Annotated in this window: 16 protein-coding genes; 12 read left to right on the top strand and 4 right to left on the bottom strand. The window is 55.4% G+C overall.

Translation table 11 applies throughout. The features are described from left to right. Positions 1 to 473: 473 nt before the first annotated feature. The 3 genes from DESLA_RS22765 to DESLA_RS0105235 are packed head-to-tail and all read left to right on the top strand — an operon-like array spanning position 474 to position 2,295. Positions 474 to 647, top strand: coding sequence for a hypothetical protein (locus DESLA_RS22765; protein WP_156932871.1), 174 nt, complete (start codon positions 474 to 476; stop codon positions 645 to 647). 19 nt (positions 648 to 666) lie between these two features. Further along, positions 667 to 1,920: an L-serine ammonia-lyase, iron-sulfur-dependent, subunit alpha gene (locus DESLA_RS18850; protein ID WP_051434404.1), complete on the top strand. Its 1,254-nt coding sequence runs from the start codon at positions 667 to 669 to the stop codon at positions 1,918 to 1,920. Positions 1,921 to 1,959: 39 nt separating this feature from the next. Further along, the gene (locus DESLA_RS0105235; RefSeq protein ID WP_211239028.1) at positions 1,960 to 2,295 is read left to right on the top strand and encodes a 7(1) septoil knot domain-containing protein; all 336 of its coding nucleotides are present in this window, start codon (positions 1,960 to 1,962) and stop codon (positions 2,293 to 2,295) included. A 41-nt stretch (positions 2,296 to 2,336) separates the two neighbouring features. Here DESLA_RS0105235 and DESLA_RS0105230 read toward each other — a convergent pair whose 3' ends face one another. From DESLA_RS0105230 to DESLA_RS0105215, 4 genes are all read right to left on the bottom strand, one after another. Next, positions 2,337 to 4,130: a GspE/PulE family protein gene (locus DESLA_RS0105230; protein WP_051434403.1), complete on the bottom strand. Its 1,794-nt coding sequence runs from the start codon at positions 4,128 to 4,130 to the stop codon at positions 2,337 to 2,339. 164 nt (positions 4,131 to 4,294) lie between these two features. Beyond that, complete coding sequence (locus DESLA_RS0105225; RefSeq protein WP_245590004.1) at positions 4,295 to 5,071, bottom strand: M15 family metallopeptidase; 777 nt, start codon at positions 5,069 to 5,071, stop codon at positions 4,295 to 4,297. Positions 5,072 to 5,231: 160 nt separating this feature from the next. Next, positions 5,232 to 6,308 (bottom strand): alpha/beta hydrolase family protein, encoded by a 1,077-nt coding sequence (locus DESLA_RS18845; RefSeq protein ID WP_051434402.1) that lies wholly within the window; start codon positions 6,306 to 6,308, stop codon positions 5,232 to 5,234. Next, complete coding sequence (locus DESLA_RS0105215; RefSeq protein ID WP_084031897.1) at positions 6,305 to 7,498, bottom strand: acyltransferase; 1,194 nt, start codon at positions 7,496 to 7,498, stop codon at positions 6,305 to 6,307. Before DESLA_RS0105215 ends, DESLA_RS18845 begins: the two co-directional genes overlap by 4 nt. Before the next feature lie 265 nt (positions 7,499 to 7,763). Here DESLA_RS0105215 and DESLA_RS0105210 point away from each other — a divergent pair, with 265 nt between their 5' ends. The 9 genes from DESLA_RS0105210 to DESLA_RS23410 all read left to right on the top strand — a co-directional run bounded on the left by DESLA_RS0105210 (position 7,764) and on the right by DESLA_RS23410 (position 17,179). Continuing rightward, entirely contained in the window at positions 7,764 to 8,906 is a 1,143-nt protein-coding gene (locus tag DESLA_RS0105210) for an ATP-binding protein (RefSeq protein ID WP_084031896.1), read from the top strand. Between the two features lie 109 nt (positions 8,907 to 9,015). Next, positions 9,016 to 9,384, top strand: coding sequence for a hypothetical protein (locus DESLA_RS0105205; RefSeq protein WP_028571644.1), 369 nt, complete (start codon positions 9,016 to 9,018; stop codon positions 9,382 to 9,384). 205 nt (positions 9,385 to 9,589) lie between these two features. Next, a complete protein-coding gene (locus DESLA_RS23790; RefSeq protein ID WP_492207360.1) occupies positions 9,590 to 10,012 on the top strand; it encodes a hypothetical protein in 423 nt (140 codons plus the stop codon). 352 nt (positions 10,013 to 10,364) lie between these two features. After that, positions 10,365 to 10,700, top strand: coding sequence for a DUF1016 N-terminal domain-containing protein (locus tag DESLA_RS0105200; RefSeq protein WP_245590003.1), 336 nt, complete (start codon positions 10,365 to 10,367; stop codon positions 10,698 to 10,700). A 164-nt stretch (positions 10,701 to 10,864) separates the two neighbouring features. After that, entirely contained in the window at positions 10,865 to 11,428 is a 564-nt protein-coding gene (locus tag DESLA_RS0105195) for a hypothetical protein (protein WP_028571642.1), read from the top strand. A gap of 57 nt (positions 11,429 to 11,485) precedes the next feature. After that, positions 11,486 to 12,478: a proline iminopeptidase-family hydrolase gene (locus DESLA_RS0105190; protein WP_051434401.1), complete on the top strand. Its 993-nt coding sequence runs from the start codon at positions 11,486 to 11,488 to the stop codon at positions 12,476 to 12,478. A gap of 161 nt (positions 12,479 to 12,639) precedes the next feature. Further along, positions 12,640 to 15,408, top strand: coding sequence for a type I restriction endonuclease subunit R (locus DESLA_RS0105185; RefSeq protein WP_028571640.1), 2,769 nt, complete (start codon positions 12,640 to 12,642; stop codon positions 15,406 to 15,408). Next, positions 15,408 to 16,790, top strand: coding sequence for a restriction endonuclease subunit S (locus DESLA_RS0105180; RefSeq protein WP_028571639.1), 1,383 nt, complete (start codon positions 15,408 to 15,410; stop codon positions 16,788 to 16,790). The genes DESLA_RS0105185 and DESLA_RS0105180 overlap by 1 nt, the downstream gene beginning before the upstream one ends. Continuing rightward, on the top strand, positions 16,787 to 17,179 hold the full coding sequence (locus DESLA_RS23410) for a DUF4160 domain-containing protein (protein ID WP_245590002.1): 393 nt from the start codon (positions 16,787 to 16,789) through the stop codon (positions 17,177 to 17,179). Before DESLA_RS0105180 ends, DESLA_RS23410 begins: the two co-directional genes overlap by 4 nt. Position 17,180 lies beyond the last annotated feature (1 nt).

Genomic DNA, 17,180 nt, shown 5'->3' with positions numbered 1-17,180 from the left:
ATATTGGCAAGCCGCCTTTTGACTCCGAGGTCAGCTTTATACTTTGCATTGAGGTCAGCTTTATGCGGCAGTCAAACGATCACGACAAATGCGGGACATAAAGCCAACCTCGGAGGAACTGATGGACACATCCGTGATGATTTTTTGATGATTGGGAGCAGGCCTTGAAGGCCCGTGCCCCCGGGGTTCGATATCAGGCATATCGGGAAGCCATCGTCAAATTCCGGAACAGGCTTCGGGAAACCGACCAAGTGCCTGTTGTGAGAAATTTTTAAGCGACATTTGGAATGGATGCAATAATATCCTGAGCCTGAGACTGATCCTGATCGTTTCACGGTTCCGTCGTTTGTTGTCGTTTATCGCTGTATTTGGCGCGGAGCCGGCTCAGATCAAGGCATTGTCAAATTCCATGTCGAAGGGTATCAAGTCCGATTAATACCCTGTTTCATTTCATCTTCCGGGAGATGCCGGTCATGCCCATGGAACCTTGCGACCTGAGAGGGGCCGATGAATTCCTGAACATTTCGCGGGAGAACATTTCTTCCCTGGTCTTGCCGGCCGACGGGAAGATGCGGGAGCGGGTGGAGAGAGATGAAGGTGTTGCCGTTTTGATTTCGATCCCGGCTCAGAAGCCATATCGACATTGAAGACCAGGGGAGAACGGATATGCAGTCATTACGCGAGTTGTACCGCTACGGGATGGGGCCGTCCAGCAGTCATACCATGGGGCCGCGCCGGGCCGCGGAGGCGTTTCGGGCGCGTCATTCTCAAGCCGCCAGGGTCCGGGTCACGCTGTACGGCAGCCTGAGCCTGACCGGGCGCGGTCACTTGACGGACCAGGCGGTGACCCAGGGCTTGTCGCCTTTGCCTTGCGACGTGGTTTGGAGCGACCAAGCGCTGGATGAACATCCCAACGGGATGTTGTTCGAGGCCTTGGCCGCGGACGGGAGCTCTTTGGGCTCCTGGACCGTCTTCAGTATCGGCGGGGGCGAGTTGCGGGAGGCCGGACGGGGGAAGGCTGAAACTCCGAGTCGGTATGTCCAGACAACCATGAAGGAAATCCTGGACCAGGCCGGGTCTCGCGGCAAGCCTCTCTGGGCCCTGGCCGAGGCGGTGGAAGGGTCGGACCTGTGGGACCATCTGGGTTTTGTCTGGTTGAAGATGCAGGAGGCCATCGCCGCCGGGTTGGACGAGGAAGGGTCGCTGCCCGGAGGATTGAATCTGCAACGCAAGGCCCGGGGCTTTTTGACCCGGGCCAAGCAATTGCGCCGCTCCGCCGGTCGGACCGGGCTTCTTTCGGCCTATGCCCTGGCCGTGTCCGAGCACAACGCCGCCGGCGGCTTCGTGGTCACCGCGCCGACGTGCGGTTCCTGCGGCGTGCTGCCCGCTGTGCTGTTTTACCTGCAACGGGACCTCGGCCTGGAAGACGAGTACCTGCTGCGGGCCCTGGCCACCGCCGGTCTGGTGGGCAACGTGGTCAAGCACAATGCCTCCATTTCCGGAGCCGAGGTGGGATGTCAGGGGGAAGTGGGCGTGGCCTGCGCCATGGCCGCGGCCGCCGCGGCGCAGCTCTTGGGAGGATCGCCGCATCAGATCGAATACGCGGCGGAAATCGGTCTGGAACACCACCTGGGGCTGACCTGCGATCCGATTCTTGGGCTGGTCCAGGTCCCCTGCATTGAGCGCAACGCCTTTGCGGCTATTCGCGGCTTGGCCGCGGCGGAATTCGCGATGCTCTCGGACGGACGCCATCTGATCAGCTTCGATCAGGTGGTGGAAGCCATGCAGCAAACCGGCCACGACCTGCCCAGTCTCTACCGGGAAACGGCCCAGGGCGGATTGGCCAAGGTCTATCAGGGGGCGCGGGACCGGGAGCAGGAGAGAAGCAGTCCGTTGGAAAACTCTCAAGCGTCTTCGTGAAAAGCTCAAACTCTCACGTTCTTAAAAAGGTAGGGCACCGTGATATTGCGTCTTTTGCTTGCCGGCATTGTACTGGTCGCCACCATCACCACTGCCTCCGCAGCTAAGATTTATCAGGTATACAATCCGGATGAAGCCAATATTCGAGTGGCGATCGTGCGTGATCGCGGTATGGCGGATCTCCTCGTGTATCGCGTGAGTTCTCGGGCTTTGGCGCTCGGTGATGCGGTATGGTTTGTCACGAGGGATTCCGCGGACGCGACAGTCCGGCTCTCTTTCGTGTCCGTCGATGCGAGCGAAGTGAAAGTCTATTTTGTGGATACTTTCCGTGAGGCCGGGTGGGTACGGCCACATCGGTTGCGGGGCTCGTTCTGAGGCTTCGTGCCCTGAGCGAAGCGGGCGGTTTTCTTATACCATCAGCCCTCGACCCCACCGGTGACACGCACGACCTCGTCCAAGGTGGTCAGCCCGGCCAGCACCTTGACGATCCCGCTCTGGAACAGGTTGGCCACGCCCTTGGAGCGAACCAGGCGGCGCAGGGCGGTGAGGTTCGTGTCCCGGCGCACGGCGTCCTGGATCTCCTCGTCAAAGGGCAAAATTTCGTGGATGCCGGTGCGGCCGAGGTAGCCGGTGTTGCGGCAGAATTCGCAGCCCGGTCCGGCCCAGACCGTTTCCGGTACGTCCAGGCCACTGCTTCGCCATAGTACGGCCTGGTCCTCCGGGGTTTGGATCGGCACCTTGCAGTGCGGGCAGAGGGTGCGCACCAGGCGTTGGGCCACGATTCCGGCCAGGGCCGCGTTGATCAGAAAGGCGTCCAGCCCCAGATCCAACAGCCGGGTGATGGAAGAGGCCGCGTCGTTGGTGTGCAGGGTGGAGAGGACCAGATGGCCGGTCAGGGCGGCCTGGACCGCTTCCTGGGCCGTGTTCAGGTCGCGCATTTCTCCGATCATCACGATGTCCGGGTCCTGGCGCAGGATGTGCCGGAGCACCTGGCCGAAATCCACTCCAATTTTGGGCTGAACCCCGATCTGGTTGAACTCGTCCACCACCATTTCGATGGGGTCCTCCAGGGTGAGCACGTTCACGCCAGGATGAGCCAGGGTCTTCATGGCCGAATACAGGGTGGTGGACTTGCCGCTGCCCGTGGGGCCGGTGACCAGTACCAGGCTGTTGGAGCGGGCCAGGAAGGAGCGGAAGAGATGAAGCTGATCCGGCTCCATGCCCAACTCGTCCAGCTTCTTCAGCGTGGTGTCGCTGGAGAGCAGTCGCAGAACCATCTTTTCCCCAAAGGCCACCGGAATGGTGGAGATCCGGACATCTGTCCGGATGTCGTCCAAAACGAGCTGCACCCGTCCGTCCTGGGGCCGCCGTTTTTCGGAAATGTCCAGGCGGCTGAGGCCTTTGAGGCGGCTGATCATGGCCTGATGCACGGTCAGCGGAAGGCGGTAGAGGGGATGGAGCACGCCGTCGATGCGGAACCGGACCAGGGAGGCTTCGCGCTTGGGTTCCAGGTGGATGTCGCTGGCCCGTTCCCGCAGGGCCGTGTGCAGCAGATAGTCCACGGCCTTGCTGACATGCTTCTGGGAGCCGGGATCCGACCGCTCCCCGACCCGGACCCGCTGCTCCTGGTTGGCCAGGGATTCCGACGCACTGAGAAACTCCTGTTCCGCGGCCTTCACGGCCTGACGAAACTGGTAGAAATCGTCGATCAGCCGGGTGATCTCGGCCCGGGTACCCAGGAACAACCGCAGCGGCAGGGTCGTGACCCGGCACATGTCTTCCCGGAGTTCCGGACGAAACGGGTTGTGGGCCAGAATCTCCAGATGTCCGTCCACGATGCGCAGCGGAACCAGCAGGTTGGTCCGGGCAAAGCCCTCGGAAATGGTCCGGGTGCTGACCTCCAAATCCAGTTCCAGCACGTCCAGCCGCTTGAATTCCAAGCCGAACCGCGTTGCCACGGCCCGGAGCACGCATTCCTCGGTCAGGCGCTCCCGCGGAGCCTTGGCCCGGGTCAACTTCAGGCCCAGCAGCAGATCCAGCCCGGACTTGGGGTCCGCTGGATCAATATCCCGCTGCCGGGCCTGATCCAGAACAACCTGTGTTCGGGGAGAATCCAGTTCCCCGGTCTGCTCCAGAATCGGCAGAAGGTCGGCCAAACTGTAGTCCAGGCGGGTGTGGGGGGGGAAGGCGCAGTGGTCGGTGGCGGTCATGGATGTCCTGGGCAAAGGGAATGGATGAAACCGTGGCGGGCAATCTTTCGCATACCGACAGAAACGGCGCAATCCGCTTGATCAGCGCGCCCGGGAGACATTGAAACAGGAGAGAAAAGCCCCTTGGTCCGGCCCCGGCAGAAATCACCAGGCCCGGATGAAAGCTACTCAATGATGGAATATTTTTTTCGAACGATATCCTTGGCAAACGCATCGAAATGCCACCATTCGATGGCCAGCGGATGCCATCCCGCATCAACCATGACGTCCCGCAGAATATGGCGGTTCGCGATCTGCTCCGCCGTCAGTTCGCCCTGCTGGAGAAACTTATTTTCCAAGCGCGGTTGCGCCAAAGGCCCGAAGTGATCCATGGGTGTTCCCATGTCGAACTCTTTGCCGGTACGCACATTGACCAGCGTTACGTCCACCGCGGCTCCGTGATTGTGCATCGAACCGGTAAAAGGATTGGCCACGTAGGGCTGCATGGGCGTGTCCACGACAAGATCCCACATTCTATGTTGGATGGAACGCGGTCTCAAAGCATCGCCGACCTGGATGCGCAGGTCAGGGTGACGCTCTTGGAGTATGGTGTTCGCCCGGACGAGCATCATTGCAGGTTCGGGGCGCAGATAGGCCCGTGTGAAATCGCCGTAGACGTTCATACCCATGAAATTGTTTTTCCGGGCATATTTCAGGTCCACGAGGATGTCTGGATCAAGCATCTGTACATCCACAAGACCTTCTTTGATCAACTTCAGTTCGAGTGCGGACATTCTCCCGTCGAATTTCTCATTCGGCTGCAGCATGGTATAGTGCTCGCCAAGAGAATCCGGTTCTTGCGAGTGTGCAATTGATGACGCAAAAACTGTCGCAAGCATCCCCAAAACAAGGATCATCGCGGTCCGCAAAGAGATCGTATCCTTTCCTGAAACGTATTCCATATTTTTTTCCTCATAACTCCGGTAACCACTCACCGGGGTCCGCTGACATGTCCGGGTTTTACAGGCTCGCAAACCTGCAAATTGTACTGAGCAGATACCTGATGTTGAAGTGTGAACAGTGATGATGAGTCGCATCGGCGCGCAGCCGGATGAGAAATGTTCATCGCTGCTGTTGCGCAAGCCAGTGCAACCCCTGATTGAAGACAATATCGTGGCCGCCGTCGAAAAGAGCGATGGTCGCATTGTTTGATTTGCGCTTAAAAACCAACGGCAGACCAGCCTTCTCGAAAAACGGGTCTGTTTTGCCCTGTCCTTGAAGATTTTCCGGCAGGGACTTGGTTTTATCGATGTATCTGAAATCCTCCTCGGAAATTCGGTCATTTTCCTCGGCCAGATCGTTGAAGGCCCGGATGGCATGGGAGGGGGGAACAAAAGGATCTCTCGTGCCTCCGCAGAGATAGACCTGCACCTCTCTGCCGCGTGCATCCGGCAGATACGCCGAAGGGCTGCGCCGACGGCATTCTTCGCCGGCTTGGTCTGCCGAAACGGGGTTGCCGCCGCAGGACGCTCTGATGTCGTTTTGGTAGCCGTCCGCATACCTGAGTTGAGACCCGCTCAGGTATGCGTACCAGTCCTTGAGATCATACACCGGTACCGATGCCAGGGCTGCCGTGAACAACTCCGGGTGCCGGCCGACCATGATCAACGACATCATCGCCCCTCCCGAGAATCCTGCCAGGTAAATCCGACTTTCGTCGACGGATGCATTGGCCTTGGCGTACTCCAGAGCCAGGAGCACATCCTGGACCGCCTTTTCCGAACCTGTCGCGTCTTTATTATTGAATCGGCCGTAAAAATCAGGATGCATGAAAATCCAATCGTTCTTCACGGCGAAGACCGCGTACGGAATGCCGTAGTGCTGAAGGTAATTGTCGCTCCAGCTGTGCAGTACGATCAGCAAGGGTTTTGGTTGGTCTGATTGCGAATTGTACCAGAGCGCGGGCTGGCCGGAGTCTTCATTTGGCCGAGGAATGGCAATCTCGACAATCTCCGGGGCGGCCTTTTTCCAGGCTTCCCGTTCGGGGAGGTTGCGCAAGGGACGTTTGGCCATTTGCGTGAAAGAGATATAGTCCTCGACAAATTGAATCTCCGCGTGGGCAGCGGTCCAGATTCCGATCGCGAACAAAAAACAGCCGCAAGCAATGAAAATGCCGGGTACCCGGTTGGTGGTGGTCATGTGATTATCTTCCTTATAACGGGAATGTGGCTGAAGATAAGAATCAGGCCCAACGATACGACAAAAATGCTTGCCGCAAAAAGGGGAATTCCCGCGGCAATGGGTATTTCGATCCCGAAAGCGCTGCCATGGTTGATTGTAAAACCCAGGCGGCCGTCCCGCAACAGCTCCAGTATCAAGGCATGTACCAGGTAGATGCCGAAAACACTCATTGAGATTTTTCGAAGCAGCTTCCGAGAATTCATGTGCTTGCGACCATTGTCGTCCTCCGCCTCCTCCTTAGGGGTATGGAAGACGCTTTTTAGAAACAGAAACAGGGCAAGCGTCATGGTCATGACGGTAATGCTGAAATAATCGTAAAAGAAATGCACGAACTCCCCAGCTCTTGAACTCAGCATATAGGTCCCAGTCATGGTCGCGGCGCCACCGATGAGAAACAGGAGCAACAGGATAACCAATCCTCCCTTTGAGTGGATAACGTTCTCCTTGAGCATGTATCCCAGAAAAAAGTAGCCGCAGAGCTTAAGGGCCGAGTATTCGTTCAAGTCGGAAACAAAATATGTTTCCAGGTTTAACAGTTCATGGACCGCAGGCAAAAGCGACGCCCAGCACAGCCAGATTCCGACAAGATACCAGGCGAATTTACGGGGAGCCAGATTCAGCAGGGCGCTGATCACCGGGGCGAAGAGATACAAGGTGATCAGCATATAGATGAACCAGAGGTGATAGTAGATCGGTCCGGCAATCACCATGGGAAAAAAGTCAAGGAGACCGTGGTCTTGGCCTTTTACATGGATGGAGTAGATAAAATAGATGAAGCTCCAGGCCAGAAAAGGAATGAGAATGTGCCGCATGCGCACCAACAGAAAATCCCGCAATACCACCTTGTCCGCCCCCGGAAGCACCAAAGCCCCACTGGCCATGATAAACAGGGGCACGCTCCACCGGGAGAGGGAGTCATAGACGTTCCCCGTCCACCACTGCCCGGAGTCTTCGAAGGGCACCAGAAATGGGGCGGACGCATGCAGCAGAATGACACCGAAGATCGCGAGTATTTTTAACAGGTCAATCCAGAGCAGCCGCATTGAATCTTTCATATCATTCCTCCCGCGTGGACCGACTTGTTCTGGGCTTTTCTGCCCGCGGCTGCTCGTCGCACCTCTCCCGGCGTGCTGGTACGGCCTCGACATGCATGAGATAGGCGCGGGATGAGCGAAATCTGGAAAGCTGAGAGATGCCGAAAATCGTCAAATCGGATCTCTGTGTCATCTCGTGAAATGTGCTGAGTAGGAACGAATAATTTACGATACAGCGGCTTTTGAGGAAGTCAAGAAGACAGCCGGGGTGAGATGAATTTGATTTCGGGATTCCGTTTGATGACTTGATATGCGGGATGCTACCTTATACGGTATCGTCCGCCCCCCAAACAGCAAACAGCCTTCAGAAGGAACGACCATGAACAATGGAGCAAAGGAATCAACAGACGAAAAAGATGCTGTGAATTCCCACAGCGAGGATGCCCCAGGTGACAGTTCCATCTCTGACCAGGGGGATGGCGCTGCGCAAATTTTTGCCGCAACCGGCCTGAAGTTCGATCCTGAAACAACTGCCCTGCTTTGGTCCAGAATTCTTCAGCACAAGTGGGTACTTTCTGAAAGATTGGGACGCGACGTGGGGCTCAAACTGGCATGTATCGACTTCATTGAAAACATTGATCCGGTTACCAAGGACGCCAGGGAGAGTAAGCGTATCCAGTGTCTCCGGGAACTCGGCGCGCAGGTTATCGATCGGGCAGTCTGGGAGACCATTTCCGACTCCCAACCCCCGAAACAGGTGGTGAATAACAGGATTATCCGTACTCTCCAACAAGCAGACCTCGCCCGCAAGCACGGGGTTACGCCGCCGAGGGCCATTATCTTTTTCGGTCCCCCGGGCACGGGAAAAACCCATTTCGTCAAGGCCATCGCCGGCATTCTTCAATGGTGGTACATCGAAATCAGCCCGAGCGTTTTGATGGCCGACGGTCAAGACCGTTTGGGGGCCAACCTGAAGAATATCATGGAAAAGGTCTATGACTTGGATGAGACGGTTGTCTTCATCGATGAGTTCGAGGAAATTGCGGGCAGCCGCGACCATGCCTCCCGGGTCGACAAGTCCATCACCAATGAATTTCTCAAGCAGGTCCCTTTGCTCAAAGCGAGGAACCGAAAAAATCTTCTCATTTGCGCAACCAATTATATCCGGCAACTGGACGCGGCGCTGCTCAGACCCGGCCGCTTCGACTGCGTCATTCCCGTGGGCAGCCTCGACGAGCAGGGGCGCAAAACCATATTCGAGCACTATATCGCGCGCACAAATTGCGGATCTGTCGACCTGGACAGACTGGTTTCCCTCACCCCGCTCTTCACTCCGGCGGACATCGAGTATCTTTTCCAGAAAGTGCGGCAGCACGCCTTTGAACAGGAATTGAACCTGCAGCATGATTATCGGGTCACCACGGAGACATTCTTGGAAATTCTCCCTTCGCTTCGACCGACCCTTACCGAGGAAATAATCACCGAGTTTCAGGAGGACAGCGCGGAATACACCAGGGTGTGAGTGGAACCGCGGAAATATGCGGAACAACCGGAATCCGGGATACTTGCCCAGTTGCCGCGAGATGCGTTCAAACTGGAAAAACCAACACAAACTTCAAGGAGGCCCTGTCATGCGAACGAAATTGCTTGTCTGTACTTTCCTCATCCTTGCCGTTGCATTCGTGCCCTGCATCGCCCCGGCCGCGGAACAATTCGGGGTGGCCGTATATCCCGGCGCCAAGGAACATCCCGGCACCACGAAATTCCTGAATGAAGAACTCGGCATGCAAGGCATGGCCTTCCACACCGGCGACTCCGTGGCCGCGGTGGTGGAGTTTTACAGAGCACAGGACGGCATCCGGGAGGTGATTGTCAGCGATGAGTCCGCCATGTTCAGGAAGGCCGACGAGGTGGACGTCACGGTGCAAAGCCCGTGGATGGACATGCAGTCGGGAAAATTGATGCAGGATTGCCTCATCTCCATTGTCAACAGGAAATAGTCCAAGCTTTTGTCAATCGCCAGGAAGCGACATCAGCTCCAGATCCTCAACTACGCCGTCACCTCGAATCACCATCCTCGCCCCGTCCCCGGTAGTCGGGACAGGGCGAGGAATCCAGAGGGACATGGAGGATCGATCATGAATCATGTCGCCATCGTCGGCAACCATGGCAAGGGTAACGTCACAATGACATTATTTATTAAGGATGAAAGACATGCTCAAAAGAAAAGGTTTCACTCCACAGTGTGTGCTTGTCGGGTTTATAGTCTTGGCGGTATTGCTTCCGTTAAGCGGCTGTGGTCCTATTTACGATACACGGTACTACTACAGTCCCCCGCACGATCCTCAAGGCCAATCGTGCATTTTTCAATGCGAAAATATGAAGATGCAGTGTGAGCAACTTGAGATGATGAAGGCTGAAAACTGCAACAACCGTAACAGGCTTGAACAGGATCGATGCAGGGATAATATTCGAAGACAAGGACGGGAGCCAAAATCCAGCGAATGCAATTTTTATGTTTCATGTACCACGGACACGGAACGTTGTGACGCACAATACCGGATTTGCTACCAGAACTGTGGAGGGAAGGTTCACGCCGAAGATGTCTGTGTTTTTAACTGTCCATGAATAATCTGGTTTGCTTGCCATGCCTTATTGAGCAGTAGCAATATTTATTTAAGGATTTAGTATTATGAAAAAAATCATTAGCAGAGAAATAAGATTTGAACGCGTGAGAAGGGTTGGACTTGCGAGCCAAGAGCAGATTTGACCCCTCTCTTTTGCTGACCGTGTGTGTCCCGCGACTGCGTTCTGATTACCCGCAACAGTCGAGAATTCGAAAGAGTTCACGGGCTGCGCCTTGAGAATTGGGAAGAAGAATGTCGCGCTTCTGACTGAGCCAGGAGAGAACAACACATCATTTTGGGACGAATCATTCGAAAATTCAGTAGATTAACTCTGTCCGGCCCCAACAGTTGTCATGCACGAAAATATGGACCTACAGCACGGTCAGCAGCATCCTGCTCCGGCTCCAGTCCAGGGTGAAGAAGGAAAAGGCGCTTCGGAGAAGGGTGGATTTGCTGAAAACAGCCCCCCTTCCACCAACGCCTTGGTGAGTGACATCCGGGCGATGGTTGAAAAGACCCGCTTGGCTGTCGCGACCGCGGTCAATCCTGGGATGACTCTGCTCTACTGGCGACTGGGGAAGCGCATACACGGGGATATTCTGGGAAACGAAAGAGCCGTCTATGGTGATGAGATTGTCGTAACACTGTCACGACAATTGAGTTGGAGCCATTTTCTAGCTGCATGCTGAAAAAGGGTTGTCTGGAATGCCCTGAAACGGTTATTTGATGTCTAAATTCAATAAAATGAGTAGTTACTGATCTTAGATGCCCACCCCCACCAAGTTAGTGCCGCATCTTTTGGAATATTATGTCGTACCTTAAGAACTTACCTTCACTGTGGAACACTTCCTGGATGAAGCTTCCATTTCTCTTTGCTTCTCCTTTCGTGCTTGCGAATATTGGAGGATGGAAGCCATTTTATGAAAAGCACTCCAATCATTTTATGCCGTTTGATATTCATTTTTCTCAAGATATCATTTCATTCTACGTTTATGAAGCGAATATCGGCATTGTGAGGCATTCTTATTATTTCAATTCTCCGACTACTTCCTCTTTAATTCTGGCATTATCCTTCATTTTTTTTATAATTATTGTTTTTTATCCAATGTTTAATATGTATGAAATTCAGATAAAGAACGTTGAAACTGAAAGGAAAAGTTATGTTGAAACTGAAATAAAAAGTTTCGTTGAAAAAGATATATCAAATCAAAAAAAAATTAGTGGCGTAATAAAAAATATCTTCTACGGAAAAATTGATACGACGAACAATAGATATCGAGAGCTTGTTGTCATGGTTTCAGGCGACAAGCATGCCGCGGAAAGACTCATAAATCTGGAAGCGTCAAAACATCCGGACAAAATGCGTCTTGAGGTAATAGACATCGCGATAGCAAGGTTGTTGAGGGATCGACATTAGGATTACTTTACCAATTCCGCATTTTTCGATTGTACGACGACAAAGGAAAATGACATCATGATTATGATAAAATCGACAGTAAACAGCGTCGGGGGGCCTTCGACATACTTGGACTATACGGGGCGAGACGATGTGCTGAGCGGAGGCGTGAAGGTAGTGCCCGTGGACACGCCAAGTGGGAAATTTCGGGTCTGGACCAAGCGGGTGGGGAACAATCCGGACGTCAAGGTCCTCCTGCTGCATGGCGGGCCTGGTGGGACGCACGAGTACCTGGAAGCTTTTGACAGCTATCTCCCTGCCTCCGGCATCGAGTACTACTATTACGACCAACTGGGATCGTACTACAGTGATCAGCCGGACATACCCGAACTCTGGGATATCCAGCGGTTTGTGGACGAGGTTGAACAGGTCCGTCAGGCCCTTGGACTCCACAGGCAAAACTTCTATCTTTATGGGCAATCATGGGGAGGAATCCTGGCTCTTGAGTATGCATTGAAATACCAGGAACACCTGAAGGGGATGATTATCTCCAATATGATGTCAAGTATGCCGGCCTATAACGAGTACGCCGCAAAGGTGTTGATCCCTTCCATGGATCAGGCTGTCCTGGCTGATATCAAGAACATGGAGGCGGAAGAAGACTTCGAGAATCCCCGCTATATGGAACTGCTCATGCAGCACCATTACGTCCACCACGTTCTCCGCATGCCACATGACCAGTGGCCGGATCCAGTGAATCGCGCGTTCAAGCATCTCAATCCAAAGGTTTATATTCCCATGCAGGGGCCGAGCGAACTGGGCGCAAGCGGAAAGTTGGCCAAGTGGGATCGGAGTTCAGACCTCCAGAACGTTACGGTGCCGACACTTGTGGTCGGATCCAGGCATGATACCATGGATCCTGAACACATGGCATGGATGGCTCGTCAGATCCCGAAGTCACGGTATTTGCTCTGCCCGGATGGGAGTCATATGGCGCTGTACGATGATCAAGAGGTCTACTTTGGCGGCCTTGTGCAGTTCATTCTCGACGTCGAGCATGGACGGTTGTAATCTATCATTATTAAATTATATCAGCATGTTGAATAGGAAGTCTGAAATATTTCACGACAAAGGTTGTCTGTAAGGCCTTGAAATGAAATTTTTGCCGCAACCGGCCTGAAGTTCAGGAGGATAAATGCTTAAGATAAATATCAAGACATACCCTGCCACCCATGACTGACGACGAACGCCAAGCCCGAACAAAAATCGACCAGCTTCTGACTGACGCCGGTTGGGTACTCCAGGACCGGCACGAACTCGACCGCCATGCGGCCCTGGGCGTTGCCGTTCGCGAGTTCTCCCTGTCCGGTGGGTTCTGCGATTATCTGTTGTTTGTCGGGGGGAAGGCCGCCGGGGTGATTGAGGCGAAGAGGGTTGGGGTGACGTTGAGTGGAGTGGCGGATCAGGCGGGGCGGTATATGGGTGGGTTGCCGGAGCATTTGGCTCGGTGGGACGAGGTGCTGGCTTTTGATTACGAGAGTACGGGCGAGGAGACTTTTTTTTGTAACCAGTGCGACCCCAAGCCCCGTTCGCGCCGTTTGTTTGCCTTTCATCGTCCGGAAACGCTGCATGAATGGCTGCGTCAGCCGGAGACGTTGCGTGCCCGGTTGCGCCGGATGCCGACCCAGGACCCCTTGGACCGCAAGGGGCTGCGGGATTGCCAGATTGAGGCGATTACCGGGCTGGAGGCGTCGTTGGCCGAGGACCGGCCTCGGTCCCTGGTTCAGTTGGCCACCGGCGCGGGCAAGACTTACATGGCCTGCTCGTCGTCCTATCGGCTGATCCGCTATGCCGGGGCCAGGCGCATCCTGTTTCTGGTGGACCGGAACAACCTGGGCGACCAGACCTTGAAGGAGTTCCAGAACTATCATCCGCCCGGCGCGGCGAACCGCTTCACCGACACCTACATTGTCCAGCATCTCCATTCCCACCGGATTGATCCGGACGCCAAGGTTGTGATCACCACCATCCAGCGTCTCTTTTCCCTGCTCAAGGGCCAGGATCTGCCCGAGGAAGCGGAGGAGGCGTCCGGCTTTGAACAGTGGGGTGGGGAGGCCGAGCCGTTGCCGCTGGCCTACAACCCGGTCATCCCCATCGAGACCTTTGATTTCATCATCACCGACGAATGCCACCGCTCCATCTACGGGCTCTGGCGGCAGGTGCTGGAGTATTTCGACGCCCACATCATCGGCCTGACCGCCACGCCGTCCAAGCACACCCTGGGCTTCTTCAACCGGAACCTGGTGGCCGAGTACCCCTACGAACGCTCCGTTGCCGACGGCGTGAACGTGGGCTATGAAATCTACCGCATCCGCACCCTGGTCACCGAGGATGGCGGCAAGGTGGAGGTGGGCGGGCAGGGCTTTCAGGTGCCCGTGCGGGACAAGCGGACCCGCAAGGTCCGCTACGAACAGCTTGACGCGGACCTGGAATACACCGGCAAGGATCTGGACCGCTCCGTGGTCAATCCGAACCAGATCCGGACGGTCCTGCAAACTTACAAGGACCGGGTCTTCACCGAACTTTTCCCGGACCGCTCCGGCCAGTGGCTGCCCAAGACCCTGATCTTCGCCAAGGACGACAACCACGCCGAGGAGATCGTCCATGCCGTGCGCGAAGTCTTCGGCGAGGGCAACGACTTTGCCAAGAAGATCACCTATCGCAACACCGGCGAAGACCCCAAGACGCTGATCAAGGCCTTCCGGGTCGATCCCTTCCCCCGCATCGCTGTGACCGTGGACATGATCGCCACGGGCACGGACATCAAGCCGGTGGAGGTGGTGATCTTCATGCGCGACGTGAAGTCCGAGGGTTACTATGAGCAGATGAAGGGCCGCGGCGTGCGGACCATTCCGGATGCCGACCTCCGGGCGGTCACCCCGGACGCCAAGACCAAAACCCGCTTCATCCTCATCGACGCCGTGGGCGTGTCCGAGACCAAAAAGAACGCCTCCCAGCCCCTGGAGCGCAAGAAGTCCATCAGCTTCGACGCCCTGCTCGAACAAATCGCCATGGGCCGCCGGGATGAGGACGCGCTGTCCTCCCTGGCCGGACGCCTGGCCATGCTGGACCGCAAGCTGGACCCCGAGGACCGCGCCCGCATCGTCGAGGCCACGAACGGCCAAACCCCGCGGGATCTGGCCAACGCCCTGCTGGACGCCATCGACCCGGACGCCCGCCAGGCCGCCATCCTCCTGCGCCACGGCCGGAATCCCACGCCGGAACAGGAACGCGCGGTGATCGAGGAATTGACCGAAACGGCCTGCCGTCCCTTCGACAAGCCGACCGTGCGCAATCTGCTCAAGGACATCAAGCGCAAGACCGAAATCGTGATCGACGAGATCACCATTGATGAACTCACCGGCGCGGGCTTCGACAAAAAGCGGGCCGAGGAAACCGTCACCAATTTCAAGCAATTCATCGAAGATAACCGCGACGAACTGACCGCCCTGCAAATCCTCTACAACCAGCCCCAGGGCCGCCAGCGCCTGACATACGCCGCGATCCGCGAACTGGTCCGCCGCATGACCGACCCGCCGCTCTACCTGACCACGGCCACCATCTGGCAGGCCTACAAGCGCCTGGATGCCGCCAAGGTCCGCGGCGCGCCGGTGGATGAACAACTGACCGAGGTGGTCAGCCTGGTCCGCTTCGCCCTGGGCCAGACCGAGGTGCTGGAATCCTTCAGCGCGGTGGTGGAACGGCGGTTCAATCTCTGGATGGGGCGGGAAAAGAAGGTCGGCCGGGAATACACACCCGACCAGGAAGACTGGCTCCGCGCCATCACCGCCTTCATCGCCGCCAACGCCGAAATCACCCCGCGTGATTTCCAGGAAGCGCCCATCCTTGCGGACAAGGGCGGTATTTTGCAGGCGCGGAAGGCCTTGGGGCCAGGATTGAATGATATGTTGGATGATTTGCAAGGAGTGTTGGTGGCGTGATGGACATCTTGAATAATGCTTTGCCGACTTCCTGGTTTTTATCATCATTAGGCGATGTTACGACCAAACCACAGTATGGCTGGACCACCAAAGCTGCCAACTATGGCGAAAAGTTAAAGCTGCTCCGAACGTCTGATATCACCTCAGGGCGAGTTAATTGGCAGGCTGTCCCAACATGCGTGACTGAGCCAAATGATCCAGAAAAATACTTTCTTAAAGCCGGTGATATTGTCGTCGCCAGGGCCGGGTCTGTTGGAAAATCGTTTTTGATAAAAGAGAATGTCACTGATGCTGTTTTCGCGTCATATTTGGTGAGGTTTACTCCGCAAATCGAACCAGAATACATCGACTTTTTCATGCAGTCACGACGCTATTGGGAGCAGATTGAAGATAAATCTTCAGGCATCGCAATTCCCAATGTAAACGCATCGAAGCTATCGCAAATCGAAATTCCAGTAGCTCCCCTCAACGAACAACGCCGTATCATCGAAAAGATTGAAACGCTGTTCTCCCGGCTGGATAAGGGCGAAGAGACGCTGCGCGACGTGCAGAAGCTGCTCGTGCGCTATCGCCAATCCGTTCTGAAATCCGCCGTCACCGGCCAGCTCACAACCGACTGGCGCGCCGAAAACGCCCACCGCCTGGAACACGGCCGCGACCTGCTCACCCGCATCCTGCAAACCCGCCGCGAAACCTGGGAAGGTAGAGGTAAATACAAGGAACCTGTCGCGCCTGATACTACAGGGTTGCCGGAATTGCCGGAGGGGTGGGTGTGGGCGAATGGCAGCCAACTGTTTTCATGGTCAAGTGGCAAATTTCTCCCAAATAAAAGTCAAACAGGAGGAGGCATCCCCGTTTACGGCGGTAATGGCGTGAACGGTTATCACAACTGCGCTTTAGTTGATGAGCCGACGATGGTGGTCGGCCGAGTTGGCGCACACTGTGGAAATGTCCATCTAACAATAGGTCCGGCATGGGTGACTGATAACGCCATCTACGCCACGCAAGCGCCAAGCTTTTGCAATCTGCGCTATCTGGTGATGATTTTCCGAAATGCAAAACTCGGGGAAAAATCCAAGGGAGGGGCGCAACCGTTTGTTAATCAGGAAGCTTTGAACTCAACTCTTATTCCCTTGCCCCCACCAACCGAGCAAGAAGAGATCATGGCTCGTGTGGATGCGGAGTTTGCTAATTCCGGAGTTATCGAGGAATCATGCAAAACCGAACTCACCCGCTCCACCGCCTTACGCCAATCCATCCTCAAAGACGCCTTCGCTGGCCGCCTGGTGCCGCAAGACCCCAGTGATGAACCGGCATCGGAGCTGCTGGCCCGCATCAGGGCCGCGCGGGGGGGTGGGTCGAAGAAGAGGGGCAAGCAATGAACGACAAGGAAGAGAAGCTGATTTCGGAAACCTGCGACCGTGGCGAATTGAAGCTGGAGGAACCTTCCGCGGATCTCCTGCGGAAGTTGGCCGAGGCATCTGAAAATTCGTCCAAACCAGGAAATGAATTGGGTGATAATATGCCAGAAATAGCAAGATTTTATGGGATAATCATAAAGCTTTTTTTCAGTGATCATCTTCCAGCTCATTTTCATGCAGTATACGGTGAATATGTCGGCCTGTTCAATATTGAGACACTGGAAATGATTGAAGGTGATTTGCCAAAGCGAGCAATGAAGCTGGTTCTTGAGTGGGCCAGGGTGAATCAGGAAGAAATGAAGAAGATGTGGGATGCTCAAGAATTTCGTAAACTTCCACCTCTGGAGTAAG

Source organism: Desulfonatronum lacustre DSM 10312 (genome assembly GCF_000519265.1).
Classification (GTDB): domain Bacteria; phylum Desulfobacterota; class Desulfovibrionia; order Desulfovibrionales; family Desulfonatronaceae; genus Desulfonatronum; species Desulfonatronum lacustre.
Note: the sequence above shows the minus strand (reverse complement) of the source record. Positions and strands in the feature narration are given on the sequence as shown.